Raw genomic sequence first — 25,165 nt, forward strand, 5'->3', positions numbered from 1 at the left:
CGATCGCGATCGCGTGCGGTCGGCATCACTCATAATTAATTTAATGATTATCTGAATTGTCCACCAACACATTGTATGAGCGAACTGGAGCGGTATTACAGAGTCTTAGAATTGGAGCCTGGAGCAACACTAGAAGAAGTAAACCAGGCTTATAAAGATTTAGTGTTTGTTTGGCATCCTGATCGCCTCCCTAAAGACAACCACCGCTTACAAAAAAAAGCTCAAGACAAGCTCAAAGCCTTTAATGAAGCTCGTGATCAATTGCGTTCTTTAAAAGATAAGCCTCAAACTGCACATAACTATAGAACAACTTCGCCAAAAAAACCACCAACAACAAATTATCAACCACCAAATCAAAACCCAGACTTGAGTGGAAAAGATTTCAGTCGAGCCAACTTGAGTAACAGAGACTTATCCGGTAGAAATCTGAGTTATGCCAATTTAAGCGGTTCTAATCTCAGTGATACTTTTATGCACAAAGTTAATCTCAGAGGAGCGGATTTGTCAGAAGCCAATTTGTTTAGAGCTAACCTACTGTTAGCCGATTTGAGAGAAGCCAATTTACGCAATACTAATTTGATTGGTGCGGATCTCAGTGGTGCAGACTTGCGGGGTGCAGATTTGACAGGTGCTAGAATTCGCTCAGGTGAACGGTTATTGGTGAAACTGATTGGTGCCAACTTAGCTGGAGCTATTATGCCAGATGGGGTAATTCATAGCTGATACTAACCAAGTCTTTCGGATAGGGAATTCTTAACAGTGGTAAAAATCACATAATATTCCTATAGTGTACAAAAAGCTAAAAAACCCAGTTAACATTACCTACTATATGGGAAACTTAGTAATATTCCTTATGAATCACATTGCCCATGAATGGTATCATATATGACATTTCAGTGAAGACAATCAATGGAGAAGATAAGCAACTCAAAGTCTACACCGGCAAAGTACTATTAATTGTCAATGTGGCTTCCTATTGCGGTTACACTCCTCAATATGCGGGACTGGAAAAGTTAAACCAGAAGTATAGAGCCGCTCTTTTGCAGATTTTAGGATTCCCCTGCAACGATTTTGGAGCGCAAGAACCAGGAACTAATGCCGAAATCGCGCAATTCTGCACAAGCAAGTTTCAGGTTTCTTTTGAACTATTTGATAAAGTTCATGCTAAAGGTTCTCAGCAGCATCCCCTTTATGCTCAACTTACTAATGCAGTTGAACCAAAGGGAGCAGTAGCTTGGAACTTTGAAAAATTTATAGTCAGTAAGCAGGGGGAAGTAGTCGCTAGATTTAATAGTAGTGTCAAACCAGATTCACCAGAATTAATTGCCATAATTGAAAGAGAATTAGCAAAATAGTCATTGATCATTAGTGATGACATAAAAAGTCTTGTACTATTGATTATTGACTTGGGAAAAAACACTTTTTAATTAATTGGTGTTAAATTGTCATGAATATTGTAATAATTGGTTGTGGTTATGTTGGCTATGCAGTTGCTCAATATTGGCAACGAAATAATAATTTTGGGATCACTGCAACCACAACTAATCCTGAGCGTGTTCCGGGATTACAAGCAGTATCTCAAAAAGTTATAGTCACCCAAGGAAATGATACAGAAACTCTAAAAGCTGCATTAAAAAATCAAGATGTAGTTCTGTTGGCTGTGGCAGCGAAAAGTGCAAATTCCTATGAAGAAACTTATCTGCAAACGGCGCAAACATTAGTTTCAGTACTACGAAATTGTCCCCATATTCGCCAATTGATATATACAGGAAGTTATTCAATTTACGGAGATAGAAATGGTGTCTGGGTAGATGAAGAAACTCCACCAGCACCAGCTAATCTTAATGCTCAGATTCTTCGCAAAACTGAGGATGTTTTACTATCAGCAGAGAATGAAAACCTCCGTGTTTGTATCTTGCGTTTGGGGGGAATTTATGGCCCTGGTAGAGAATTGGTAAAAATATTTGGACGAGTCGCGGGGACAACTCGTCCTGGTAATGGCGAAGATATAACCAATTGGATTCACCTCGATGATATTGTTGGTGCTATAGAATTTGCTCGCAATCACCGCTTACAAGGTATATATAATCTTGTGGATGATGCACATCTTACTAGTCGAGAATTAATTGGTAAGGTCTTGACAAAACATAATTTACCTAATGTTATATGGGATGCAGCAAACAAGAGTACCCGCCAATATAATACCTGGGTGTCGAATCAAAAGTTAAAAGATGCTGGCTACAATTTGATTCATCCCCAGATAATTTTTTAGCGGCGCTTAAATTTGAAATCATGCAACCATCAAACGTAGCTAATACATTTGCTGTAACACCACCTATCTCTGAGTTTTATACTTGGCAGACTTATCGCTGTGCTTACGAAGTTCATCAACCGGCAAATGCAACTCCATCTGATATTCCTTTACTATTAATTCATCCCATTGGAGTAGGATTATCACGGCAATTTTGGCAGAGATTTGTCCGTGAATGGTATCAGACAAATCACCAGAATTCTATTTACAATATTGATTTATTGGGCTGTGGTGAAAGTGATATGCCACGTAAAGCTTATACACCAGTTGATTGGGCAAAACAGTTAAAACACTTTTTACAAACTGTAGTAAAAAAACCTGTAATTTTAATAGCTCAGGGTGCTTTATCACCAGTAGCAATTGAATTAGTTAAACTGGAACCAAATTTAATTGCGGGAATTATACTTTCTGGTCCCACGGCTTGGAGTGTGACTACTAAAAATGCCGCTAAATGGCGACAAAAACTGCTGTGGAATATCTTTGATTCACCTATAGGAAATGCTTTTTTTCGCTATGCCCGCACTCGCAAGTTTTTAGTTTCTTTCTCAATAGAAAGACTTTTTGAATCTAGTGATGCCGTTGATGAAGAATGGTTAAGCACCTTAATAGCAGATGCTAAAAATATGGGTGGACGCTATGCAGTATTTTCTTTTTTAGCTAGATTTTGGCAGCGAGATTATAGTGGTGATATTGCGGCGATTGTGCAACCAACATTAATAGTTTTAGGAAATAAAGCATCAGCGATTAGCAAAGAAGGTAAAAAAGAAACCCCAGATGAGCGTTTAGCAGATTATCTAGCTTGTTTACCTCAAGGTAGAGGAATGAAAATCAACGGTAGAAATGTTTTACCATATGAATCTACTGCTGAATTTGTGGCGGCTATATCTCCATTTATTAATGAACTTTCTTAGCTCATATCTGGCATTTATAACAGGGCTGTAGCCCTGACTACAAACTTGTAATTATTTACGTGACTGAGTATTTTTTGCTACGATTACGCAAAATATCATAAGTCAAATCTGATGACTATAAAATGTTCTAATTGCCACTCTCGTGTCAAACTGATGAAGGAATCTTAATTATGAAATTATAGGAGTGGTGGAAATGGATGTCAGCTTGATTGTGTCCAACATCTTGAATCCACCTGTGTTGGCTTTCTTTATGGGGATGTTGGCGGTTTTCCTGAAGTCCGATTTGGAAATTCCTGCACCTATTCCCAAGCTGTTTTCCCTTTATTTGCTATTTGCGATTGGGTTTAAGGGTGGTGTGGAACTGGTAAAAAGTGGTATCAGTCAGGAGGTGATTTTCACTATGCTGGCGGCGATTTTAATGGCTTGTATGGTTCCGATTTATACTTTTTTTATTCTCAAGGTTAAACTGGACTCTTACAACGCTGCGGCGATCGCTGCTACTTATGGTTCAATTAGTGCTGTCACCTTTATCACGGCTAGTTCTTTTCTCACTCAAGTGGGTATCAGCTTTGATGGTTATATGGTTGCAGCCTTGGCTTTGATGGAATCTCCAGCGATTGTTGTGGGTTTGATATTAGTAAAATTATTTACTGCTGATGAGAGTGACAGAGAGTTTAATTGGTCGGAAGTATTACAAGAAGCATTCCTAAATAGTTCCGTATTTCTCCTAGTTGGTAGCCTAATTATGGGTTTACTCACAGGTGAACATGGTTGGACGACATTAAAACCGTTTACACAGGATATGTTTTACGGAGTCCTCACTTTCTTCTTGTTAGATATGGGACTTCTGGCTGCGAAAAGAATCAAAGATTTGCAAAAAACCGGCGTTTTCTTAATCTTGTTTGCCATACTAATACCAATAGTCAATGCCGGAGTTGGTTTAATTATTGCTAAACTAATCGGTATGCCGCAAGGAGATGCTCTCTTATTTTCTGTGTTGTGCGCTAGTGCTTCTTACATTGCAGTTCCAGCAGCTATGCGACTAACAGTTCCTGAAGCTAATCCTAGTCTATACGTTTCCACTGCTTTAGCTGTGACATTTCCTTTTAACATCATCATTGGCATACCCTTTTATTTATACGCAATTAATATCTTTTGGAGTTGAGATTATGGAGTTAGTTAAACGGCTAGAAATTTTTGCTAATTACGTCGAAGTCGGCAAGATTTTAGAAGCTTTAGAAAAAGCTGGTGTCCCCGAACATACTGTTATTAAGAATGTTGCTGGTAAAGGTAGAGGAGGAACAGACAGTGATGATTTAGCAATGACACTGCTAGATAACATTTATATTATTGCTTTCTTTCCTCCTGAAAAATTGCCACTAGTGGAGGTGCAGATTAGAAAAACTTTAAATAAGTTTGGTGGGACTTGTTTTATTTCTGATGCCTTGGAATTGAAAACAACCAAGTGTGTTGGTTAGGTAAATCTAAAATTCTCCACTTCTCCCATAACTTCGCCTTCTTTTTGGGAAAAAGTATTCTCTAGGTACAGGCGCAAAAATCAAGAAACTGATTACAATACTCAAGGTGAAATCTAATTCCCTTGTGTGATTAATCATGGAAAATTTTGTTTTTTACAACCCAGTTAAAATCCTATTTGGCAAAGGTCAAATTGCCAATATTGCTCAAGAAATCCCCGGCGATGCTAAAATTCTCATCACCTACGGCGGTGGTAGCATTAAAGCCAATGGCGTTTATGATCAAGTAAAATCGGCATTAGCGGGAAGAAAGGTATTTGAGTTTGGGGGAATTGAACCCAACCCCCACCTGGAAACTTTGATGAAAGCAGTGGAATTGATACGCAAAGAAGGTATTGATTTTATCTTAGCTGTGGGTGGTGGTTCCGTTGTTGATGGGACTAAATTTATCGCTGCTGCGGTTCCTTTTGTGGGCGACCCTTGGGATATTTTAGCAAAAGGCGCACCAGTAAATGCGGCTGTTCCTTTTGGAGCAGTTTTGACGTTACCAGCAACTGGTTCGGAAATGAACCCAACTGCGGTGATTACCAAGTCGGAAACTCAAGAAAAGTTATATTTCGCTAATCCCCTGGTGTTTCCTAAATTTTCTGTTCTTGACCCAGAAACGACTTTCTCCCTGCCTACAAGGCAAATTAGTAATGGGATTGTGGATGCTTTTACTCATGTGATGGAACAGTATTTAACCTATTCAGTGAATGCACCATTGCAAGATCGCATGGCTGAGTCAATTCTGAAAACGCTGATTGAAGAGGGGCCAAAAACCTTAGCAAATCCTACAGATTATGATGCACGGGCGAATTTAGTCTGGTCTGCGACAATGGCGTTAAATGGGTTAATTGCTGTTGGTGTACCTCAAGATTGGACAACTCACATGATTGGTCATGAGTTGACAGCGTTGCATGGTATGGATCATGCTCAAACTTTGGCGGTTGTGTTACCTAGCACGTTGACAATTAGGCGCGATCGCAAATCACAAAAGCTTCTACAATATGCAGATAGAGTTTGGGAAATTGTCGGTGGTTCTGAAGATGAACGGATAGATGCAGCAATTAGTAAAACTCGTGATTTCTTTGAGTCAGTTGGTGTTCGCACTCGTTTATCTGATTATGGTGTGGGAGTAGAAACTATTCCAGTAGTAATCAAGAATTTAGAAAAGCATGGGATGACAGCTTTGGGGGAAAATAAAGATGTTAACCCGCAAGTTGTTGAGAAGATTTTAGCTCTTTGCGTTTAGAGATTAAATAATTAGGTCAGGCTTTTGTCTGACCTGTATGATCAGATAGGAGTAAGTCAAAATGGTACAAGCAATATTAAAAACTCTCACATTGGAGGAGTTTCTGCAACTACCAGAAACGAAACCTGCTAGTGAGTATATTGATGGTCAGATTATTCAAAAACCAATGCCACAGGGAAAACATAGTATAGTTCAAGGTGAACTTGTACCTGCGATTAATTTTATCGTTAAACCGAAACAGATTGCTCGTGCATTTCCTGAGTTACGTTGTACCTTTGGTGGACGTTCAATAGTACCTGATATTGCAGTTTTTGTGTGGAGTAGAATTCCCCGTGATGAAAATGGAGAAGTTTCTAACACATTTGCGATTTCTCCAGATTGGACAATTGAAATTTTATTACCTGATCAAAATCAGGCAAAGGTAACTAAAAATATTTTGCATTGTTTAAAATATGGTACTCAAATGGGTTGGTTGATTGATCCAAGTGAACGGACTATTTTTGTTTATCGTCCTCAACAACAAATTGAGGTATTTGATGAATCAGATATGTTAATTACTGTACCGTCTTTTGCTGGTGATTTACAACTGACAGTTGGTGATTTGTTTGCTTGGTTGTTAGAGTGAAATTGATTATTAATTAGAATTAAGAGTATAATAAATAGATATATAGCAGTTATTGGTTGAGTGAATTACAAATATTGAAGAATGATTTATTTGTTAGATATTAATACCTGTATTCAATATATAAATTTGGTTTATTAAAACTCCATTTTTATTTAGATAGTCTCTCTTTGGCAAGTCAATTAACAAAAATGACAGACACATCTACACATAATCAAGATAATTTGACAAATATCTCAAAAATCCTATGGGATAAAGTTTTAAAACCTGATAATTCTTGGAAAGATAACCCTAAATGTAGTGAGATACAGCAAAGATTATCATATTTTAACCCTAATCATCTTGATACTCCAGAGCATATTGATAAAGTTATTAAATGCGTAATTAGAGGAGTGCGTCTTACAGAAGAAGCAATTAATTGGTATGAACCTTCTATTGGAGGTGAAAAACTTACCGTATATGATAAATTACGAGGAGTCCAATGGCGACTTGTAATCGCTTATATTGGATTTGAAATTACTACTAAAGCATTAATGAATAATTTTGGGGGAGTATTGCCATCAAACGTTATTATTAAATTTATAAAACAGTCTAATCTCCCAAGCTATAATCCACTGATTCCACCAAATCCGAAGAAAAAAGAGAATCTTGATAAATGGCTTGCAAAAGATGAAGATGCAATTGCTGAATTCCTGGGAGTAATAAGTCCCAAGGATAAACAACTCATTAAACATTGGATTGTTCAATCTAATTCTATTTCTTCTTGGGAAGAAGCGGTACAACTTGCTAGATTTTTCAGAAATGCCTCTGCACATGGATTTCTTTCGGCCAAAAAAGTCCAGGATTGGGAACTTAAGCCGGGTTTATCTATTCTTGCTGATAACTTGGGTGAAATTATGGCTGCTGGACTAAAAAAATTGATTTAGAAAATTACAGCAGATTCCCAACTTCTCTAAGCAGTTGAAGATATGAATCTTTTCGTTATTAAAAAACAGGTATTGACATTTGCTACCTAACTATTTAATATATAAATTATGTATATAAAACCAACTTGTAGAGACGAGTATGGCTTAAAACGGATTGATCTACCTGAAAGGGGCATCATAATTATTCCGAATATATACATACTACATAAAACTTAGAATCTAAGTTTTAAGAATACACAGTGAACTCATGGCATCAAACTTTTTGCCCACTGTGTATTTCCCATAGCTTTACTAAAAATTTGTGAATAAAAAGATACCTGACTGCTTAGAAAAGTCGGGTATCTGAGTTTTTGGCGCTATGTTGAAAAAATAGATATTGACGTTTGCTATTTAACTGTTTATAATTATTAGTTGACGAAAGTACGGTGAACTCATGGCATCAAACATAGTAGCCGCCGTACTTTCTTTGTCTTTTAATCAGAAATTAAATAAGTAAATAGCTTCAGTTAGAATAACAGCATTAGTGTAAAAGTGGACGCATGATGAAATGTCCAGAAAAGACATCTTCCATGATTTAGTCAAAGATGCTCTCAGTCAAGACGGTTGGACTATCTCTCATGATCCTCTGCACTTAAGTATTGGCAATTTGAATATTCAGATTGATTTAGGGGCTGAATGTCTGATTGGTGCAGAGAAAGATCACCAAAAAATCGCTGTTGAAGTGAAAAGCTTCCTCAGAGCCTCAAAAATTACAGATTTCTATGGTGCTTTGGGACAATATCTATCTTACAAAATTGCCCTACAGGAAAATGAACCAGAACGCATATTATATCTAGCAGTTCCCGATTCAACATATCAGTCATTATTTGGAGAAGTTCTCATCCAAAAAGTCCTACAAAACTATCCTGTTAAACTAGTTGTCTATGATGAAGTAACAGAGGTAATAAAATTATGGATAAATTAAATTACTATCGCCAATGTTTGCGAGAATTTCTCACCGAATACGCCAGCTACGGCTCAGAAGATCAAAATATGGAAACCCAATTGATCTTTGATACAGAAAATGATCATTACCTTTTACTACGCACTGGTTGGGATAAAAAACGCCGAATTCATTCCTGTATATTTCATTTTGATATCAAAGATGGAAAAATCTGGCTTCAGGAAAATAACACAGATATTGATGTTGGTGAAGAACTAGAAGAAATGGGAATATCTAAAAAAGAAATTGTCATTGGTTTTCATTATCCTTCACTGAGGCAACATTCAGAATACGCTGTTTCTTAATTTGGAATTCAGCATTTTCAATCTACTCTATTCTTATAATTATTAATTAAATATGCTTACTGAAACTGTTACACTACAAATACCCGAAATTATCTATCAACGGTTAGTCAATACCGCTCATGCTACTCAACGTCCTTTAGAAGAAGTCATGCTTCATGCTTTACAAGTGGGTAGTCCACCAGCATGGGATGATGTACCAGAGGAATTTCAAGCAGAACTTGCAGCTTTGGATAAGTTAGATGATAATATTCTCTGGCAAATTTTCCATAGCCAGAAAACAGGCGTAGACATGGAAGAATATAATATCTTACTAGAGAAAAATTCTAGTGGTACATTGACAGAGACAGAAAGATTAAATTTAATATCTCTCCGACACGAAGCAGATCTTTTTATGTTGCGTAAAGCCCAAGCCGCAGTTTTACTTCGTTGGCGAGGATCTAGTTTACCAAATCCTTAAATCTCGGATTCAGAAAACAAAGATTCAAGATTACGATATCCATTAACTACTCGAATAATTTCTACATCATCTTTTATCAACCGATAGAAAATAATATAAGGATTTACAGATATTCCTCGCAATTCTGGTGATAGTTCAGCGTAACTACGACCCATATTAGGAAATTGGACTAAAGTTTGACATTTATTTTCTATTGAATTTAAAAATTCAGTTGCAGAATCTAAATTGAAATTGGATAAATACTCACAAATTTCATTTATATCTTCAATTGCTTGATCTGTTAAACTGTAATTACTCATTGCAAAGATTCACCTTTTTGGGCGAGTTTTTCTCGCAATATTGCAAAAGCAACTTCACCAGCAGTCAATTGTCCCCTATTAGCTTGTTCAATACCCACAGCTACTTTTTGACGGGTTTCTTCTAACCATTGTTCATAATGTTTATCTCTTTCTTCTAATAATTGCAAAGCTGCTACAATTACCTGATAGGCATTTTCATATTTACCACTTTGCAATTTGGATTGAATCAACTGTTCTTGTTCCGGTTGAAGGCTAATATTCATAGTCATAAGTACCAGAATTGATAAATTTAATAACTTGAGGATTCAGTATTGGCAATTGTAACCTACTATTAATTGTTATTATAACCAAAGTAATAATTAAAAAATATCACAGAAAAATTACTATGACACAACAACCGATACAAGTAATAGGCGGTGGACTGGCAGGAACAGAAGCAGCATGGCAAATAGCCCAAGCCGGCGTGCCCGTAATTCTCCACGAGATGCGCCCTAAACGCTTCAGTCCTGCCCATCATACGGAAAATTTAGCAGAATTGGTCTGTAGTAACTCCTTCGGTGCTATGGCAAGCGATCGCGCGGCAGGATTATTACATGAAGAATTACGTCAACTTGGTTCTATCATCATCGCTAAAGCTGATGAACACGCAGTCCCTGCCGGTGGGGCTTTAGCGGTAGACAGAGGACAATTTGGGGAAGACTTAACCCAAACTTTAGCAAATCATCCTTTAATTGATTTCCGACGAGGAGAAGTGACAGCAATTCCTGAAGGTATTGTAGTATTGGCTAGTGGTCCTTTAACAAGTCCCGATTTATCCGCAGATTTACAGCGTTTTACCGGGATGGAATATCTCAATTTCTTTGATGCTGCTAGTCCGATTATTTTAGGAGATTCTATTAATAAAGATATTGCTTTTATGGCTTCCCGCTATGACAAAGGTGAAGCAGCATATCTGAATTGTCCCATGAATAAAGAGCAGTATTTACATTTTTGGTCAGAATTACGTCAAGCAGAACAAACAGAATTAAAAGACTTTGAGAAAGAAACAGCGAAATTTTTTGAAGCTTGTTTACCAATTGAAGAAATGGCTCGAAGAGGGGAAGATACCATGCGTTATGGTCCCCTGAAACCAGTGGGTTTATCAGATCCTCGCACCGGAGAACGCAACTATGCGGTAATTCAATTGCGTCAAGAAGATAAAGCCGGTCAACTTTGGAATATGGTAGGATTCCAAACTAATTTGCGGTGGGGTGAACAAAAACGAGTTTTTCAAATGATACCTGGTTTGGAAAAAGCCGAGTTTGTCAGATTAGGAGTAATGCACCGCAATACTTTTTTAAATGCACCCCAGTTAATGTCTGCAAGTTTGCAATTTAAAGAACGTCCAACTTTATTAGCAGCAGGACAATTAATAGGAACAGAAGGTTACACCGCTGCATCTGCGGGAGGTTGGTTAGCGGGAACAAATGCTGCACGGTTGGCTTTAGGAAAAGAACCGCTAATTTTACCTGTAACAACCATGATGGGGGCATTATTTGAGTTTATTAGATCCGCTGCACCTAAGCATTTTCAACCGATGGCTCCTAATTTTGGCATTGTCCCAGATTTGGGTGTAAGAATCAAGAGTAAACCGGAGAAATATGGACGTTACCGCGATAGATCATTAGCAGATTTAGCCAGCTGGAAAACGGAAAATTTAGCTGTTTAAGTTAATAGGGAGAAAGTATTTTAATTACGAATTACGAATTACGTTGGCGGTAGCCTGTCGTAGGCATTATTACGAATTACGTTGGCGGTAGCCTGCCGTAGGCATTATTACGAATTACGAATTATTTTATTCTTTCTCCTTCAAGGTGACTAATCCATGTATACCTAATCCAGTAATCACACCTCCCAGTAATCCCCAGGTAGCATCTGCGAAAACATTAATCCGATGGGCTAAAGCTCGATGATAGGCAAATTGGAGATTTCTATCATTAGCCTTTTCGTCCTTTACCAGTTGTTCGGCATAACTTTCAGCTTTAATTAGTGCTGCATAATCTGTGCCAAAATAATAAAGAGAGATTAGCAATACTAATAAACCAGGAATCACTAAGGTTAAAATTATAACTCCTTGGCGTGTCTTCATAGGATAATTATTAGTAATATTAATTACATGAGATTGCAAAAAGCTTTGAGTTGCTACATATTGAAGGGAAGATAAAGCCCACTACATAGTGTGTATTGTAGTGGGTGATAGCAGTAACAAACAATGTCATTCTTATCATCTGTTATTTATGTAACTAATTCAATTGTTTGATGTAATAATTGCATTGTTATATTGCATTTATTGTAAGTCCACCACAAATCAAATTTTTGAAATGACCGAAGAAAAAACACAAACTTGGTATATTGTCAAGCATAAATCTGAAAAATGCGAAATAGTCCCAAGCCAACAAATTGAGGACAACAACCCAGACATTATTGAAAAATGGGGAAGTTTTAGTAGTCCACAAGAAGCCATTTCTCGGCGTATTGGATTAATTAGGGCTGGAAAATGCCAACCCATTTAATTTTAGATTTTGGATTTTGGATTTTAGATTTTGGATTTAATTCTTATTTATGGTCGTAGTGCTTTGAGAAACTTGCTTACCTAAAACTTCCACAGCTTTGGCAAATTGAGGATCTTCTAGAGTAGCGAGTTTATCGCGCTCACGTAGCCATAAATCTTGTCTTTGTGCATCTGTCAATTCCACTTTTACATCTGGATCAACACCATGTTTGTTAATATCTTTACCACTGGGGGTATGGTATTTGGCAATTGTCACCGCTAACCCTGAGCCATCTTCTAGAGGACGCACCGATTGTACCAAGCCCTTACCAAAAGTTTGCGTACCCACCAAAACAGCGCGTTTATTATCCTGCAAAGCCCCTGAAAGAATTTCACTGGCACTAGCGGAACCTTTATCTACTAAAACTACCAAAGGTTTAGTAGTCAAAGCTCGTCCCCTAGCTATTTCCCGTTCCTGCTCACCTTGACGGTCAATAGTGGAAACAATGATCCCTTTATCTAGCCACATCCGGGCAATGTCCACACTGGAAAATAGTAAACCACCAGGGTTGCCACGTAAATCTAAAATATAACCAGATACTTTTTTTGCTTCTAACTTGTTAATAGCATCTTTCATTTCCTTGCCAGCATTGGCACTAAACTGATTCAGACGAATGTAGCCAATATTACCTGCTGGTGTTTGCTTCTGGGAATACTTAACTGGATGGATTTCAATCCGCGCCCTTGTAATATTAAATTGTTTTGTCTGACCATTCCGCAGAATTTTCAGCTTGACGGCGGTTCCGGCTTCACCACGAATCAGAGATACAGCCTGATTAGTGTCCATCCCTTCAGTGCTTTTGCCATCAATTTCTAGGATGATATCCTTAGCCAGAACCCCCATTTTAAAGGCAGGTGTATCTTCAATTGGGGCAATCACAACCAATTTCTTGGTTTTTTCATCCTGACTGATAGTAATACCAATACCCGTGAGTTCTCCAGAAGTATCTACTTGCATACTCTTGAATTCCTCTGGGTCCATAAACCGGGTGTATGGATCTTCTAGCTTTTTGAGCATTTCCCGAATGGACTTATAAGCTTCCTGCTGATTACTGTAGGACTTGCTTAAGTATTCTTTACGAACAGCCCGCCAATCTACCTGATTGAAAGTGCCGTCTACATATTGACGGTAAACGATGTTCCAAACTTCATCTACCAATTCCTTGGGACTTGCTTTAAATAAAGCCTGACCACGGGAGTGAATGCCAAGACTAGTAACAGCAATTGTAGAGAGCGTTACTGCCGTAGCACCTAAAACAAGTCTACTTTTTGTAATCACCATAATGACAGTTGTGTCAGAGGGAAAATTTATAGTCAGTATGCCCAATCTAACACAGGGTCAGCAATTCCAAATTCAAAATTAAGATTTAGGATGACAAATATCAGGCGACCTGGATGGTCGCCAATTTGAAAATTAAGGGTCTACCCAACGGCCATCAGCCTTTATGAGGTTGATTAACTCCTCTACACCTTGTGATTCTGGGACTTTTTTAATTTCTTCTCGGCCACGATATAAAGAAATGTAACCTGGGGTTTTGCCGACATAACCATAGTCAGCATCTGCCATTTCTCCAGGGCCATTGACAATACAACCCATGACGGCAATATCTAAGCCTGTTAAGTGTTTGGTGGCTTCTCGGACTGTGTGCAGCACTTCTTCTAAGTTAAATAAAGTCCGTCCGCAAGAAGGACAAGCGACATACTCAACCATTGTTTTCCGCAAACCTAACGCTTGCAGAATGCTGTAACAGACAGGAATTTCTTTTTCTGGTGCTTCTGTCAGAGATACACGAATTGTGTCACCAATACCATCAGCTAGTAATGTGGCAATGCCGGCTGTAGATTTAATTCTGCCATATTCCCCATCACCGGCTTCGGTTACGCCAAGGTGTAAAGGATAGTCCATACCTAAATCATCCATGCGCTTGGCCATTAACCGATAAGCAGCTACCATGACAGGAACTCGTGATGCTTTCATGGAAATGACCACATTGTGAAAATCCAAAGATTCACAAATGCGAATAAATTCTATGGCAGATTCCACCATGCCTTCGGGGGTGTCACCATAGGTAAATAGCATTCTTTCGGCTAGAGAACCATGATTTACGCCAATTCTCATGGCTTTACCTTGATCTCGCAAGGAAATTACCAGCGGTGCTAAGGTTTCGCGGATTTTTTCGCCAATTTCGTCAAATTCAGCTTTTGTATATTCAGTGCGATCGCTGTTAGGTTTTTCAAATACATATAACCCTGGATTAATTCGCACTTTTTCGATATGTTTGGCGACTTCTAAGGCGATTTTCATACCGTTGTGATGCACGTCGGCAACAATTGGCACATCACGGTAAGTTTTAATTAATTTCTGTTTAATTTCCGCCAAGGCTTTGGCGTGTCCTAGACTGGGAACTGTGACGCGGACTATTTCGCAGCCTATTTCATGGAGACGACGAATACCTGCTACAGAACCGTCAATATCTAGAGTGTCTTCATTAATCATGGATTGCACCACCACGGGGTAGCCTCCCCCAATGGTGACATCTCCCACTTTGACAGGACGGGTTTTGCGGCGTTTGATGGTGGTATCAAAGGCAGGTTGACTTGTAGTGTTGGTATTTTCAAGAGTCGGCAGAGTTTGCATAACCTTAACAGGTAGATTTTCTGTAGCTAAAATATCAGATTGCAAGGGGTTCTGCTTCTCAGATTGCCACAGTTGGGGCTGTTTTGGGGGATGATGTTGATAAAAAGGGGAAATTGGGTCGGGGAAACAATAATGGTGATACTGTTTTTCAAGTTAATATTAAAATTTCCCAACCACTTCATAAAACTCCCGATATTCAAACTCCTGGTTTTATCCAGCCACCACAAGCAAAAACTAAAACTAAGCTATTTGATGTCATCCAAAAATTAATCAAATTAGCAATAGGTGGAGAAAAACAATTAACAGCATTACGCAATTATCAAATTATCAAATCAATCGGTAAAGGTGGTTTTGGTGAAGTTTATTTAGCGCAACATTCCAAAACAGGTAAATTTGTGGCTTTAAAAGTCATGTTACCAGAAGTTGCACAGGATGAAAATCATGTCCAAATGTTCCTCCGGGAAATTGAAAACATGAAAGCTTTAAAACATCCTCATGTTGTAGAATTATTTGATTATGGTTACGCGGAAAATATATTTTTCCTAGTTATGGAATATTACGAAGCTGGGAATGTTTATGATTTAATGCAGCAATTAGGAGGAAAATTACCTGTAGATATGGCTTTAGGAATTATTCTGCAAGTTTTAGATGGTTTAAAATATACCCATAATGCAGAAATCCCTTATGTCAAATTAGCTAATGGTAGTTTTGGTAAAGGTAAAGGTTTAGTTCACCGTGATTTAAAACCGAATAATATTTTTCTCTGTAATATTAATGGTCAACTAACCGCAAAAATCGGTGATTATGGTTTAGCGAAATCTTTTGATTTAGCAGGTTTAAGTGGACAAACTTTTACGAAAAGAATGGGGGGTACACCTGGTTTTATTCCTCGTCAACAAGTGCTTAAATTTAGAGATGCAAAACCTGATGTAGATGTATGGGCAGCAGCAGCTTGTCTATATAATATGTTAACAGGATATTTCCCCCGCAATTTCACAGATGATCCTTGGTTGGATATCTTGCAAAATAATCCTGTACCCATTCTGCAACGCGATCGCAATATCCCTATAAAATTAGCTGAAGTCATAGATTTAGCTTTAACCGAAAAGCCGCAAATCTATTTCCAGAGTGCTGCAAAATTCAAGGAAGCGTTAATAGATATTTAGTTCTTAAATCCCGTAAATCGCAAAATCCTGATTCAGACAATCTTCGAGGCTGGAAAACCAGACCCCATATGCGCGCACAGATTCCCATTATAAAATAACTATAATGGAAACTTAGACATTTGTCAACTACGATCAGAATTAGGATTTATTGGATTTGAGGATTTTCTGAATGAAGATAAATATAAATCCTGTACATCCTTTAATCCTCTAAATCCTGATTCAGACAGTTATCATTTTGGAAAAATAAGATCTGAAAAAGATTACATTAAGTTAAGTAAGGTTACAAACAAATTACAATCATGTCCACAGAAATTGAAAATGAACTTCTGGAAGCGGTGGAACTACGTCGCAATTTTGCGATTATTTCTCACCCTGATGCTGGTAAAACTACGCTGACTGAAAAGCTATTATTATACGGGGGTGCTATCCATGAAGCTGGGGCAGTAAAAGCCCGCAGAGCGCAGCGTAAAGCAACTTCTGACTGGATGGCGATGGAACAACAACGGGGTATTTCCATTACTTCAACGGTGTTGCAATTTATCTATCGTAATTGTCAGATTAATTTACTGGACACTCCTGGACACCAAGATTTTAGTGAAGACACCTATCGAACTTTAGCCGCTGCTGATAATGCGGTAATGCTGATAGATGCTGCGAAAGGATTGGAACCTCAAACCCGGAAACTATTTGAAGTGTGTAAACTTAGGGGTATCCCGATTTTTACATTTGTCAATAAACTCGACCGTCCGGGAAGAGAACCCCTAGAACTGCTGGATGAGATTGAGCAAGAATTGGGATTACAAACCTATGCGGTGAATTGGCCGATTGGGATGGGCGATCGCTTTAAAGGTGTTTTTGACCGCCACCAACAGCAAATCCATCTCTTTGAACGTAGCTCCCACGGTAGCAAAGAAGCCCGTGACACGACCATAGATTTAGGTGATAGCAGAATTGAAGAATTACTGGAACAAAGCCTTTTCCACCAACTAAAAAATGATTTAGAACTGTTAGAAGGAGCAGGAGGAGACTTAGATTTAGAGTTAGTCCATCAAGGAAAAATGACACCCGTGTTCTTTGGTAGCGCCATGACTAACTTTGGGGTGGAGTTATTTCTCAAGTACTTCCTGGATTATGCCCTAAAACCAGGTACACACAGTAGCAGCGTTGGTGAAGTTCCCCCAAGCTACCCAGAATTTTCAGGGTTTGTCTTCAAACTGCAAGCCAACATGGACCCCAAGCACAGAGATCGTGTGGCTTTTGTCCGGGTCTGCACAGGTAAGTTTGAAAAAGATATGACAGTGAATCATGCTCGCACTGGCAAAGTTGTCCGTCTGTCTCGACCACAAAAACTCTTTGCCCAAGAACGGGAATCCATTGATGTGGCTTATCCAGGTGATGTGATTGGTTTAAATAATCCCGGCGTTTTTGCAATTGGCGATACAATTTATACAGGCCAAAAACTGGAATATGAGGGAATTCCTTACTTTTCACCAGAACTGTTTGCCACTCTCAGAAACCCCAACCCCTCAAAGTTTAAGCAGTTTCAAAAAGGCGTTTCCGAATTGAGAGAAGAGGGTGCTGTACAAATTATGTACGCTACTGATGAAGCCAAGCGAGATCCAATTTTAGCAGCGGTGGGTCAATTGCAATTTGAAGTGGTGCAGTTTCGCCTCCAAAATGAGTATGGAGTGGAAACTATACTAGATTTACTGCCCTACAGTGTTGCCCGTTGGGTAGAAGGAGGTTGGGAAGCCTTGAATCAAGTGGGACGTTTATTCAACACGACAACAGTTAAAGACAGCATGGGACGACCAGTGTTGCTGTTCCGTAATGAATGGAATTGCCAACAATTAGAGGGAGATCATCCAGAGTTAAAATTAAGCGCCATTGCCCCGGTATTTTCTAGTCAGAACACAGTTCTTTGACAAGGAATGGTCATGGGTGATGGGTTATGGGTTATAGATGAGTGTTTTTTTACAATTACCTTTTTCCCAATTACCTTTTTCCCAATTACCTGCCAAAATTTGTATGCCTTCACACCCCGAATCGTCTTTGGAGGCTGGTTTAGTTGCCCTCAAGGAAGGAAATTACTACGCAGCAATCACTCAACTAGAACCTATTGCTAGTAGCCAGAATCAGAGCAATACTTGCCTGCAAGCCAAAGTTGGGTTGGTCATGGCTTATGCACGCACAGGCGAAACCTCAAGAGCGATCGCTTTGTGCGAAAATCTGATATCGAGTCATAATTCCCAAGTTCAAGAGTGGGCAAAACGCGCTCTTGAACACTTGAACAAAAGCCAAAAACGGCAGAGAAAAGCCAAAAGCACCGAAACGGGATTTGTTGCTTTTGATAATTCTTTACAGAAGAAACCACAAGAAGCTATCCCAGAAAGAAATACTCATAACAGAGATATAGCAAATACAGGCTTCCTCGGTCTTAGGGGTAGTAAAAAAACTGAAACGTCCAGCATTTATTGGCGGCAAGCTAGACGCGCTAAGGTATGGCAACCCTTGCGTAAGCAGAATTTTATGCTGTCAATACTGTCTCTGTTGGTGACAGCAGGAACATTCATGTCCCTGTTTTGGGTGTTGCAAGCAATACTGAAATTACCAATGGGTTTGATCAACCTGATTTTAGACAAACTACCCTATTTAACGCCATTACCACTTCTATCTGGTGATCCTAGTTCACTTATACTAGGTTTTTTGTTAGTCTTCATCGGGCTGTCTCCTTGGTTGCTAGATTGGCTACTGGCAACATTTTATGGTCAACAACAGTTGTCCAAAGAAGTTTTACACACCCACAGTCGTGAAGCAGTCCGCGTTATCCAACGTACTTATCAACAGCGACACTTACCTCTTGTCAAACTGCGGATTTTACCAATAGCTGCACCAATGATGTTGACCTATGGTAATTTACCCCGTACAGCCCGGATAGTTGTGAGTCAAGGTTTGTTAGACCAATTAGGGGATGATGAAATAGCTACTATTTACGCCTTGGGACTAGGGCAGATTCAGAGATGGGACTTTTTTGTCATGTCCTTGCTGCTACTGGTGACACTGCCGTTTTACGAATTATATCAGCGAGCCGCAGACTGGGGGAACAACTGCCAACAGCCGATCTGGCGCTGGACTGCTACAAGTTTAACTTGTCTTTGCTATGGAATTTGGTGTTTGCTGACCGGTACAGCCTTGCTTAACTCCCGATTTCGGCTTGATTATAGCGATCGCTACGCCGCTGAAATTACAGGTAATCCCAATGGTTTAATTCGGGCTTTACTCAAAATTGCCATTGGTGTTGCTGATGATATCAAAAAGCAACAACATACTTCCTGGGAGTTAGAAAGCCTGAATATCCTCGCCCCAGTTAGCTACCAACAAAGCCTGTCTTTAGGAAGTATGGCAACTCATCTTCCCTTTGAATCATTCTTAATGTGGGAAAACTTTAATCCCTATCGGCGATGGTTTACCATTAATAACAGCCACCCCTTAATCGGCGATCGCATCCAACGCCTCTGCCAAATAGCCAGTCATTGGCATCTAGAAACCGAAGTACATCTGACTAGTCAAGAGTTTTGTCCAGTAAAGCCTCAATCCTTCTTATTACAAATTTCTCCTTGGTTGGGAATTCCCCTGGGTTTTGTCTTAGCAGGTCTATTCTGGATAATTTGGCAAACGGCATTTGCCATGCATTTGTTAAACCTGAAGTGGATTTACGATGATTGGTCTTTCGTCGCCGGTTTTCTATTGATAGGCTTTAGTATCGGTACAGTGATGCGGATTAATACCTTTTTTCCTGATATTAAACCTTTAACCTTGCAAACTGATTACTACCTACCCAACCTATTAACAGACCCTACAGTTTTACCAATTGATAGTGTCAGTGTTCGTCTTGTTGGTAAACTCTTAGGCCGTCGTGGCACTAGCAACTCTTTAGCGCAAGACCTAATCTTAGAATCCAATACAGGGTTAGTGAAATTAAACCATATTCCTTGGCTAGGACAGTCAATCAACCCCCAGGAATGGATTGGTAGGCAAATTATCGTTACAGGTTGGTTACGGCGTGGGGCAACACCTTGGATTGATATTCAAACCTTGGAAACTCAAAGTGGCAAAACCATTAATAGTCCCCATCCCATTTGGTCTACTGTCTTGGCAGTCGCTGCCCAAGCATGGGGTGCATACATTGTCCTGACCGCTCAGTCTGTAACGGGATGATGCCGCAATTGAATCAATGATTACCAGAAATGTAAACAAAAGTTGCATAATCCTTCCCAAAGTGTTACATTTATTCACAAAATCAATGGCAACTGACGTAATTCATCTACATAACTCGGTGATTGGTCTGGCTGCTGGTACTATCTCATCCCCTTTGATACCCCCAACACAGCAGTAAATCAACCAGCCAGTGGCTGGTTTTTGTTTCCAATTTCTAACTTTGCCAAAAAAAATGTATTTTATGCTACGATGCAATAATACTATCGGCAGAAATGTAGGTGCTGAACTAGCTACGTAAAAAATACCGTGATAATCTTAAGGGATGGTATTTTACTCTGCCGATAAAAGCTAGGAAGAATTCATTTACTGTGGCGGACGGTGGGCTATTAAATTTACAATTCTTAGAATTAAGGTGTTATTAACTGAGCGTGGTGGCGCGTTTGTCTTAAATAAGCTTGATCCCAACAAAAAACTGTATTGTATAGGTTGACAGTTTGGATTAAAAAAATTGGTTTATGGCGATTTTAGTTAATAGCATCTATTTAAAAGCCAAAGCCAAGTGATTGTTTTTGTCAAAATAAGTTCATTTCAACTCTGGAGGTATAGTTCATGTCTGTTCGCCTATATATAGGTAATTTGCCAAAAGAAGAAATAGATCGTCTAGAGTTGCAAGCAGTTTTTGCAGCTGAAGGCGATGCTGTCACCACTAAGCTAATCAAAGACCGCAAAACAGGCAAATGTCGTGGTTTCGGGTTTCTGACGGTGAACAATGACGAACAAGCAGACCAAATTATTGAAAAGTATAATGGTCAATTGTTCAAAGACACCGCTATTAAACTAGAAAAGGCATTACCTCGTACCAAAGGTGAAGAGGGTGATGAGCAGGCTCCTAAAGCTGCTAGTCAAGCTACCAGCATTCCCACACCTACCATCAACAAAGAAAATAACCGTCGTGAAAAAGGCGCTAAGAAATCTCGGCGTGGTGGTGGTGTGCGCGAAACAACCAGCAGTAATGTTGATTCAGACGCTATTCGTCCAGACCCCCGTTGGGCTGCTGATTTAGAAAAGCTTAAGCAAATGTTAGCTGCACAAACTACTAACTGATCATCTGGGGAAAAAGATTAAAAATTAAAAATTAGCAAAGTATAAGATTTTTAATTTTTGATTGTTCCCTTATTAATCAGAGGAAGTGTAGCTAAATTTACTAATTTTATCTGAGTGAGTTGGCTTCTCTGCTGGTTCTAGCATCCATCTGTAGTCGCTACTCAGACTAAATTTTGTTTTGCGGCTAATCTCAAACTGAAATCATCAGCACCAATCTGGGATTGCTCTCTGTGCAAATAAAAAATTATTGAGCAGTGATGAAAGCCAAAGCAGGCTATTCTCGCTGCTCAATTTGATTTTATACAGCAAAGTTTATATTAACCCAAGTTGCTACTTATACCAATTCTGTATAAAGATGCGCCAAATTCAAAAAGGAACGTTCGCGAAGCTCGGCGTTAGCCATACCACAGAGACGCAGAGGACACAGAGAAGAAAAAGACAAGGTTATAAAATTAAGCGCAGCCTCATAAAGAAATGGTATTACAGCAGGTTGCAGGAGGTACAAAATTTAATAACAAAGCTATAGCAGGTGACAGGTAAGAGATACAAAACTGGAAATCCAGTAAAGTGTGAGGTTTTTGCAGAATTGTATCTTATTTAACAAAAAAATACATAACATAATAATAGTATAAGTAACCACAGTTAATAAAAACAAATTTGTGTCAGAATTTTTTTGATTGTTGCACATTTGTTGATAACCAATAACTGTAAATTCACACGTAATTTAGGTTTAGTGTTTTGATTGAATAAAGAACTAAAACTGCTAAATTAAAAATCTCTAAAATTTACTTGGTGTTGTACTGCAAAGCAGCAACAGCAAATATTTTGCATGATTTATTTAAAATAAATAGATAAAAAAAGCTAATTTTATTAAAAATAAATAGAACTAAATCTATCGAAAGTATTAGAGGAAAATATGGAGTTTTAGGTATAATGAAATCAATATTTTTTGACACAATTAAATTAAAATAAAAATTAAGCAAAGTTCCTCAATACTTCAGGTAAGCGTGATAAACGCCACTATGGAACTGCATACTACTTTGTGACAATCAGCAACACACAACTTATGAACTCTACCACTGACAAACGCATTGCCTTGATTTCAGTCCACGGTGATCCGGCGATTGAAATTGGGAAAGAGGAAGCCGGGGGACAGAATGTTTACGTCCGCCAAGTGGGTGAAGCACTATCCCAGCTAGGATGGAAAGTTGATATGTTTAGCCGCAGAGTGAGTGCTGACCAAGAAACAATTGTTCAACATAACTCTCACTGTCGAACCATTCGGTTAACAGCAGGGCCTGTGGAATTTGTCCCACGGGATAATGGTTTTAAATACTTGCCCGAATTTGTGGAACAGTTACTTGAGTTTCAAACAGAAAACAGCATTAAATATCAGTTGGTTCATACTAATTACTGGCTGTCTAGCTGGGTAGGATTGCAGTTAAAGCAAATCCAAGGAAGTAAACAGGTTCATACATATCATTCTTTAGGAATAGTCAAATACAACGCTATAGAAAGCATTCCTCTGGTTGCGAGTCAACGCCTAGCCGTAGAAAAAGAAGTTCTGGAAACAGCAGATAGAATTGTGGCCACAAGTCCGCAAGAAAAGCAACATATGCGATCGCTTGTTTCCCAAAAAGGTGCGGTTGACATTATTCCCTGCGGTACAGATATTCGGCATTTTGGTTCAGTAAAAAGAGAAGCCAGCAGAGTTACCTTGGGAATTGACCCGGAAAGCAAAGTTATATTGTATGTAGGCCGTTTTGACCCACGCAAAGGCATAGAAACCTTGGTACGCGCAGTTCGTGAATCTGAGTTTTATGGTTCAAAAAACCTGAAACTAATTATTGGTGGAGGTAGCACTCCCGGTAATAGTGATGGTAGAGAACGCGATCGCATTGAGTCCATTGTCAACGAATTGGGGATGAGTGAATGTACTATCTTCACCGGTCGTCTCAGTCCAGAAATCCTCCCAACTTATTATGCTGCGGCTGATGTGTGCGTCGTTCCCAGTCATTACGAACCTTTCGGATTAGTAGCAGTTGAAGCGATGGCCAGTGGAACACCCGTCATAGCCAGCAATGTGGGAGGACTTCAATTTACCGTCGTTAATGAAAACACTGGTTTATTAGTACCACCCCAAGATGTAGCAGCTTTTAGTAACGCCATTGACCGCATTCTCAGCAATCCCGAATGGCGAACACAACTAGGTCAAGCTGGTAACAGGCGAGTTATGAGCAAGTTTAGCTGGGATGGTGTAGCTAGTCAGTTGGATTCACTATATACTGAACTGTTGCAATCTGTGAAAGAACCTGCTTTGGTTACGCTAGGGTAAATTCAAAAGAGAGTTAGACAGGTAAAACGATGGAAGTTCAAGAACTCAAAAAATTTCCTAAGCCCAGGAAACCAGAAACTGAAGCAACAACTTCTCAACACATCAAGATATTAGACTGTAACCAACCAGTTAGTCGGGTAATTTTTGAGTGTTGGCATTGTAAACAAGGTCTGTTGAGTGAAGTAGACGTATCATCTTCACAGTTTCTAGAAATTCAATGCCCCAATTGTGGTAGAACAGCTTTAAGATTGATGGCAGAAAAAGTGATTTCAACCACAGCTATCCCTTCACCCTGGCAATGAGCTATAGCAGATGACAGGTCACAGGTGACAGTGCTAGAAGCCTCTTATTGTCTAAGTTTTAGCATTAGTTGATGTCCTAACTGCCTTGTCCATTGCTAAATTAATTAGAAGCCTGAAATCCTAACTAGAATGAACCCAGAAATTGTGTTTAATTTCTGGGTTTTGCTTCGTTTTATGGCGTGAAAGACCCAAAGATAACAGGAGTTTTCGATAAAGTAGACGCAAGAATTTATACATTATAAAGTTTCCATGAAAAGCAGGTAATATTTATTTGAAGCTCCTAAAACATAGGTTTTAACTTGCTACTATTTTATTTAGTAGAGCAATTAAATACTTAAGCAATATTACGTAAAACTATGCTGTCTATACACAAATATAAATCTCTTCTGGTTTTGGGGTTGGTAACATTGGGGTTAGGACTCGCTCCAAACCAAGCAAAAGCAGTGACATTTACTCCTTTAACTTCTCAAGATGCTACCCCAGGTTTTGATGATGCGGATTTTAATCTCTTGCTTAACAACGGGGACTTTAAAGAATTATTTGTTGCTGAAGGACGAATCGGGAATAATGGTACTGGTGGAAATGGAGAGCGAGAATTAGGCATTAACAGAGATGTGGCTATTGGTGGCGCACCTGTGGCTCAAGGTAATTTTACCTGGGGTAATGGAAAACTATGGGATTTTAGCTTGGAATACGATGGAAGTAAGGTAACTTATAAAGTTCTTGATGGTAACCAAACCATATCATTAACCTCTCAAGAATTTAGCGGACCTGTTAACCAGATTTACTTACGCACGTTTGCCCGTCAAGATAATGGCATTACTAATACAAAAAATGCTGTATCGTTGACTAATTTAGTATTCAATGGTACATCTATTGGTAGCCTAGCTTCTGAGGGTACATCAACCAGTAAGGATGTAGATTACTTGGGTTTGAGTAATATTTCTTCACCATTTACCTTAACTGGGAAAACAGCTTTAAGTTGGTTAGGTGCTGCACCATCTCGTTCTAACCTTGCTTTTCAAATTAAAGTCGGAACTTCACCACAATCCGAATCTGTACCAGAACCCGGTATGTTAGGTGGTATATGCTTGGCTGTTACTATGGGTGCGGCTGTGAGTAAAAAAAAGAAAGTAGCTGTTTAGTGATCAGAATGCTAGTTTACAATATTAACCGTTAGAATAATTCTGAAAGAAATCGGAGTATTTAACAGTTTTGTTTTTGGCTGTT

General features: G+C 38.9%; 26 protein-coding genes. 21 read left to right on the forward strand and 5 right to left on the reverse strand.

The annotated features are described in order from the left end of the window. Positions 1 to 75 precede the first annotated feature (75 nt). From H6G59_RS11260 to H6G59_RS11315, 12 genes are all read left to right on the forward strand, one after another. Complete coding sequence (locus H6G59_RS11260; RefSeq protein WP_190714395.1) at positions 76 to 723, forward strand: pentapeptide repeat-containing protein; 648 nt, start codon at positions 76 to 78, stop codon at positions 721 to 723. A gap of 146 nt (positions 724 to 869) precedes the next feature. Beyond that, a complete protein-coding gene (locus H6G59_RS11265; protein ID WP_190714397.1) occupies positions 870 to 1,355 on the forward strand; it encodes a glutathione peroxidase in 486 nt (161 codons plus the stop codon). Positions 1,356 to 1,447: 92 nt separating this feature from the next. Further along, the gene (locus H6G59_RS11270) at positions 1,448 to 2,272 is read left to right on the forward strand and encodes an SDR family oxidoreductase (protein ID WP_190714399.1); all 825 of its coding nucleotides are present in this window, start codon (positions 1,448 to 1,450) and stop codon (positions 2,270 to 2,272) included. A 20-nt stretch (positions 2,273 to 2,292) separates the two neighbouring features. Then, the gene (locus H6G59_RS11275) at positions 2,293 to 3,222 is read left to right on the forward strand and encodes an alpha/beta fold hydrolase (protein ID WP_190714401.1); all 930 of its coding nucleotides are present in this window, start codon (positions 2,293 to 2,295) and stop codon (positions 3,220 to 3,222) included. A 193-nt stretch (positions 3,223 to 3,415) separates the two neighbouring features. After that, on the forward strand, positions 3,416 to 4,387 hold the full coding sequence (locus tag H6G59_RS11280) for a sodium-dependent bicarbonate transport family permease (protein WP_190714403.1): 972 nt from the start codon (positions 3,416 to 3,418) through the stop codon (positions 4,385 to 4,387). Between the two features lie 4 nt (positions 4,388 to 4,391). Continuing rightward, on the forward strand, positions 4,392 to 4,700 hold the full coding sequence (locus H6G59_RS11285) for a P-II family nitrogen regulator (RefSeq protein WP_190714405.1): 309 nt from the start codon (positions 4,392 to 4,394) through the stop codon (positions 4,698 to 4,700). Between the two features lie 136 nt (positions 4,701 to 4,836). Next, on the forward strand, positions 4,837 to 5,991 hold the full coding sequence (locus H6G59_RS11290; RefSeq protein ID WP_190714408.1) for an iron-containing alcohol dehydrogenase: 1,155 nt from the start codon (positions 4,837 to 4,839) through the stop codon (positions 5,989 to 5,991). A 61-nt stretch (positions 5,992 to 6,052) separates the two neighbouring features. Then, positions 6,053 to 6,616, forward strand: a complete 564-nt coding sequence (locus H6G59_RS11295; RefSeq protein WP_190714409.1) for a Uma2 family endonuclease — start codon at positions 6,053 to 6,055, stop codon at positions 6,614 to 6,616. Between the two features lie 188 nt (positions 6,617 to 6,804). After that, positions 6,805 to 7,539, forward strand: a complete 735-nt coding sequence (locus H6G59_RS11300; RefSeq protein ID WP_190714411.1) for a hypothetical protein — start codon at positions 6,805 to 6,807, stop codon at positions 7,537 to 7,539. Between the two features lie 547 nt (positions 7,540 to 8,086). After that, positions 8,087 to 8,503, forward strand: coding sequence for a XisH family protein (locus tag H6G59_RS11305; RefSeq protein ID WP_190714413.1), 417 nt, complete (start codon positions 8,087 to 8,089; stop codon positions 8,501 to 8,503). Beyond that, on the forward strand, positions 8,491 to 8,826 hold the full coding sequence (locus H6G59_RS11310; RefSeq protein WP_190714414.1) for a XisI protein: 336 nt from the start codon (positions 8,491 to 8,493) through the stop codon (positions 8,824 to 8,826). The genes H6G59_RS11305 and H6G59_RS11310 overlap by 13 nt, the downstream gene beginning before the upstream one ends. Before the next feature lie 52 nt (positions 8,827 to 8,878). Beyond that, positions 8,879 to 9,283, forward strand: coding sequence for a hypothetical protein (locus H6G59_RS11315; RefSeq protein ID WP_190714416.1), 405 nt, complete (start codon positions 8,879 to 8,881; stop codon positions 9,281 to 9,283). On the opposite strand, the gene H6G59_RS11320 is transcribed toward H6G59_RS11315, so the two are convergent. Beyond that, complete coding sequence (locus H6G59_RS11320; RefSeq protein WP_190714418.1) at positions 9,280 to 9,582, reverse strand: type II toxin-antitoxin system RelE/ParE family toxin; 303 nt, start codon at positions 9,580 to 9,582, stop codon at positions 9,280 to 9,282. The two genes, H6G59_RS11315 and H6G59_RS11320, sit on opposite strands and share 4 nt — an antisense overlap. Continuing rightward, positions 9,579 to 9,845 (reverse strand): type II toxin-antitoxin system ParD family antitoxin, encoded by a 267-nt coding sequence (locus H6G59_RS11325; RefSeq protein WP_190714420.1) that lies wholly within the window; start codon positions 9,843 to 9,845, stop codon positions 9,579 to 9,581. Before H6G59_RS11325 ends, H6G59_RS11320 begins: the two co-directional genes overlap by 4 nt. A 122-nt stretch (positions 9,846 to 9,967) precedes the next feature. Here H6G59_RS11325 and trmFO point away from each other — a divergent pair, with 122 nt between their 5' ends. Beyond that, positions 9,968 to 11,290 carry an FADH(2)-oxidizing methylenetetrahydrofolate--tRNA-(uracil(54)-C(5))-methyltransferase TrmFO gene (gene trmFO / locus H6G59_RS11330; RefSeq protein ID WP_190714421.1) on the forward strand — a complete coding sequence of 441 codons (1,323 nt, stop codon included), beginning with the start codon at positions 9,968 to 9,970 and terminating at the stop codon, positions 11,288 to 11,290. Between the two features lie 126 nt (positions 11,291 to 11,416). Here the strand turns inward: trmFO and H6G59_RS11335 are convergent, their stop codons facing one another. Beyond that, positions 11,417 to 11,710 (reverse strand): hypothetical protein, encoded by a 294-nt coding sequence (locus H6G59_RS11335; RefSeq protein WP_190714423.1) that lies wholly within the window; start codon positions 11,708 to 11,710, stop codon positions 11,417 to 11,419. A 232-nt stretch (positions 11,711 to 11,942) separates the two neighbouring features. Here H6G59_RS11335 and H6G59_RS11340 point away from each other — a divergent pair, with 232 nt between their 5' ends. Beyond that, positions 11,943 to 12,134, forward strand: a complete 192-nt coding sequence (locus H6G59_RS11340; protein ID WP_190714425.1) for a DDE transposase family protein — start codon at positions 11,943 to 11,945, stop codon at positions 12,132 to 12,134. 36 nt (positions 12,135 to 12,170) lie between these two features. On the opposite strand, the gene ctpC is transcribed toward H6G59_RS11340, so the two are convergent. Both ctpC and ispG read right to left on the reverse strand, forming a co-directional pair. After that, positions 12,171 to 13,454: a carboxyl-terminal processing protease CtpC gene (gene ctpC, locus H6G59_RS11345; RefSeq protein ID WP_190714427.1), complete on the reverse strand. Its 1,284-nt coding sequence runs from the start codon at positions 13,452 to 13,454 to the stop codon at positions 12,171 to 12,173. A 132-nt stretch (positions 13,455 to 13,586) separates the two neighbouring features. Then, positions 13,587 to 14,810 carry a (E)-4-hydroxy-3-methylbut-2-enyl-diphosphate synthase gene (ispG, locus tag H6G59_RS11350; protein WP_190714467.1) on the reverse strand — a complete coding sequence of 408 codons (1,224 nt, stop codon included), beginning with the start codon at positions 14,808 to 14,810 and terminating at the stop codon, positions 13,587 to 13,589. Positions 14,811 to 14,923: 113 nt separating this feature from the next. Between ispG and H6G59_RS11355 the strand changes: the two genes are divergently transcribed. From H6G59_RS11355 to H6G59_RS11385, 7 genes are all read left to right on the forward strand, one after another. After that, a complete protein-coding gene (locus tag H6G59_RS11355; protein WP_242038851.1) occupies positions 14,924 to 15,976 on the forward strand; it encodes a serine/threonine-protein kinase in 1,053 nt (350 codons plus the stop codon). 299 nt (positions 15,977 to 16,275) lie between these two features. Further along, positions 16,276 to 17,901, forward strand: a complete 1,626-nt coding sequence (prfC, locus tag H6G59_RS11360; protein WP_190714429.1) for a peptide chain release factor 3 — start codon at positions 16,276 to 16,278, stop codon at positions 17,899 to 17,901. Between the two features lie 103 nt (positions 17,902 to 18,004). Continuing rightward, positions 18,005 to 20,194 (forward strand): M48 family metalloprotease, encoded by a 2,190-nt coding sequence (locus tag H6G59_RS11365; protein ID WP_190714472.1) that lies wholly within the window; start codon positions 18,005 to 18,007, stop codon positions 20,192 to 20,194. A gap of 609 nt (positions 20,195 to 20,803) precedes the next feature. Further along, the gene (locus H6G59_RS11370; RefSeq protein WP_127055152.1) at positions 20,804 to 21,298 is read left to right on the forward strand and encodes an RNA recognition motif domain-containing protein; all 495 of its coding nucleotides are present in this window, start codon (positions 20,804 to 20,806) and stop codon (positions 21,296 to 21,298) included. Positions 21,299 to 22,364: 1,066 nt separating this feature from the next. Further along, on the forward strand, positions 22,365 to 23,633 hold the full coding sequence (locus tag H6G59_RS11375; protein ID WP_190714431.1) for a glycosyltransferase family 4 protein: 1,269 nt from the start codon (positions 22,365 to 22,367) through the stop codon (positions 23,631 to 23,633). 29 nt (positions 23,634 to 23,662) lie between these two features. Further along, positions 23,663 to 23,935, forward strand: coding sequence for a hypothetical protein (locus H6G59_RS11380; protein ID WP_190714433.1), 273 nt, complete (start codon positions 23,663 to 23,665; stop codon positions 23,933 to 23,935). Between the two features lie 356 nt (positions 23,936 to 24,291). After that, positions 24,292 to 25,080: a choice-of-anchor W domain-containing protein gene (locus tag H6G59_RS11385; protein ID WP_190714441.1), complete on the forward strand. Its 789-nt coding sequence runs from the start codon at positions 24,292 to 24,294 to the stop codon at positions 25,078 to 25,080. Positions 25,081 to 25,165 lie beyond the last annotated feature (85 nt).

This window comes from Anabaena lutea FACHB-196 (assembly GCF_014698305.1).
Lineage (GTDB): Bacteria > Cyanobacteriota > Cyanobacteriia > Cyanobacteriales > Nostocaceae > Anabaena > Anabaena lutea.

Coding starts and splice junctions, on each gene's coding strand:
- H6G59_RS11260 (WP_190714395.1), top strand. CDS start 76: ATGAGCGAACTGGAGCGGTATTACAGAGTCTTAGAATTGGAGCCTGGA.
- H6G59_RS11265 (WP_190714397.1), top strand. CDS start 870: ATGAATGGTATCATATATGACATTTCAGTGAAGACAATCAATGGAGAA.
- H6G59_RS11270 (WP_190714399.1), top strand. CDS start 1,448: ATGAATATTGTAATAATTGGTTGTGGTTATGTTGGCTATGCAGTTGCT.
- H6G59_RS11275 (WP_190714401.1), top strand. CDS start 2,293: ATGCAACCATCAAACGTAGCTAATACATTTGCTGTAACACCACCTATC.
- H6G59_RS11280 (WP_190714403.1), top strand. CDS start 3,416: ATGGATGTCAGCTTGATTGTGTCCAACATCTTGAATCCACCTGTGTTG.
- H6G59_RS11285 (WP_190714405.1), top strand. CDS start 4,392: ATGGAGTTAGTTAAACGGCTAGAAATTTTTGCTAATTACGTCGAAGTC.
- H6G59_RS11290 (WP_190714408.1), top strand. CDS start 4,837: ATGGAAAATTTTGTTTTTTACAACCCAGTTAAAATCCTATTTGGCAAA.
- H6G59_RS11295 (WP_190714409.1), top strand. CDS start 6,053: ATGGTACAAGCAATATTAAAAACTCTCACATTGGAGGAGTTTCTGCAA.
- H6G59_RS11300 (WP_190714411.1), top strand. CDS start 6,805: ATGACAGACACATCTACACATAATCAAGATAATTTGACAAATATCTCA.
- H6G59_RS11305 (WP_190714413.1), top strand. CDS start 8,087: ATGTCCAGAAAAGACATCTTCCATGATTTAGTCAAAGATGCTCTCAGT.
- H6G59_RS11310 (WP_190714414.1), top strand. CDS start 8,491: ATGGATAAATTAAATTACTATCGCCAATGTTTGCGAGAATTTCTCACC.
- H6G59_RS11315 (WP_190714416.1), top strand. CDS start 8,879: ATGCTTACTGAAACTGTTACACTACAAATACCCGAAATTATCTATCAA.
- H6G59_RS11320 (WP_190714418.1), bottom strand. CDS start 9,582: ATGAGTAATTACAGTTTAACAGATCAAGCAATTGAAGATATAAATGAA.
- H6G59_RS11325 (WP_190714420.1), bottom strand. CDS start 9,845: ATGAATATTAGCCTTCAACCGGAACAAGAACAGTTGATTCAATCCAAA.
- trmFO (WP_190714421.1), top strand. CDS start 9,968: ATGACACAACAACCGATACAAGTAATAGGCGGTGGACTGGCAGGAACA.
- H6G59_RS11335 (WP_190714423.1), bottom strand. CDS start 11,710: ATGAAGACACGCCAAGGAGTTATAATTTTAACCTTAGTGATTCCTGGT.
- H6G59_RS11340 (WP_190714425.1), top strand. CDS start 11,943: ATGACCGAAGAAAAAACACAAACTTGGTATATTGTCAAGCATAAATCT.
- ctpC (WP_190714427.1), bottom strand. CDS start 13,454: ATGGTGATTACAAAAAGTAGACTTGTTTTAGGTGCTACGGCAGTAACG.
- ispG (WP_190714467.1), bottom strand. CDS start 14,810: ATGCAAACTCTGCCGACTCTTGAAAATACCAACACTACAAGTCAACCT.
- prfC (WP_190714429.1), top strand. CDS start 16,276: ATGTCCACAGAAATTGAAAATGAACTTCTGGAAGCGGTGGAACTACGT.
- H6G59_RS11365 (WP_190714472.1), top strand. CDS start 18,005: ATGCCTTCACACCCCGAATCGTCTTTGGAGGCTGGTTTAGTTGCCCTC.
- H6G59_RS11370 (WP_127055152.1), top strand. CDS start 20,804: ATGTCTGTTCGCCTATATATAGGTAATTTGCCAAAAGAAGAAATAGAT.
- H6G59_RS11375 (WP_190714431.1), top strand. CDS start 22,365: ATGAACTCTACCACTGACAAACGCATTGCCTTGATTTCAGTCCACGGT.
- H6G59_RS11380 (WP_190714433.1), top strand. CDS start 23,663: ATGGAAGTTCAAGAACTCAAAAAATTTCCTAAGCCCAGGAAACCAGAA.
- H6G59_RS11385 (WP_190714441.1), top strand. CDS start 24,292: ATGCTGTCTATACACAAATATAAATCTCTTCTGGTTTTGGGGTTGGTA.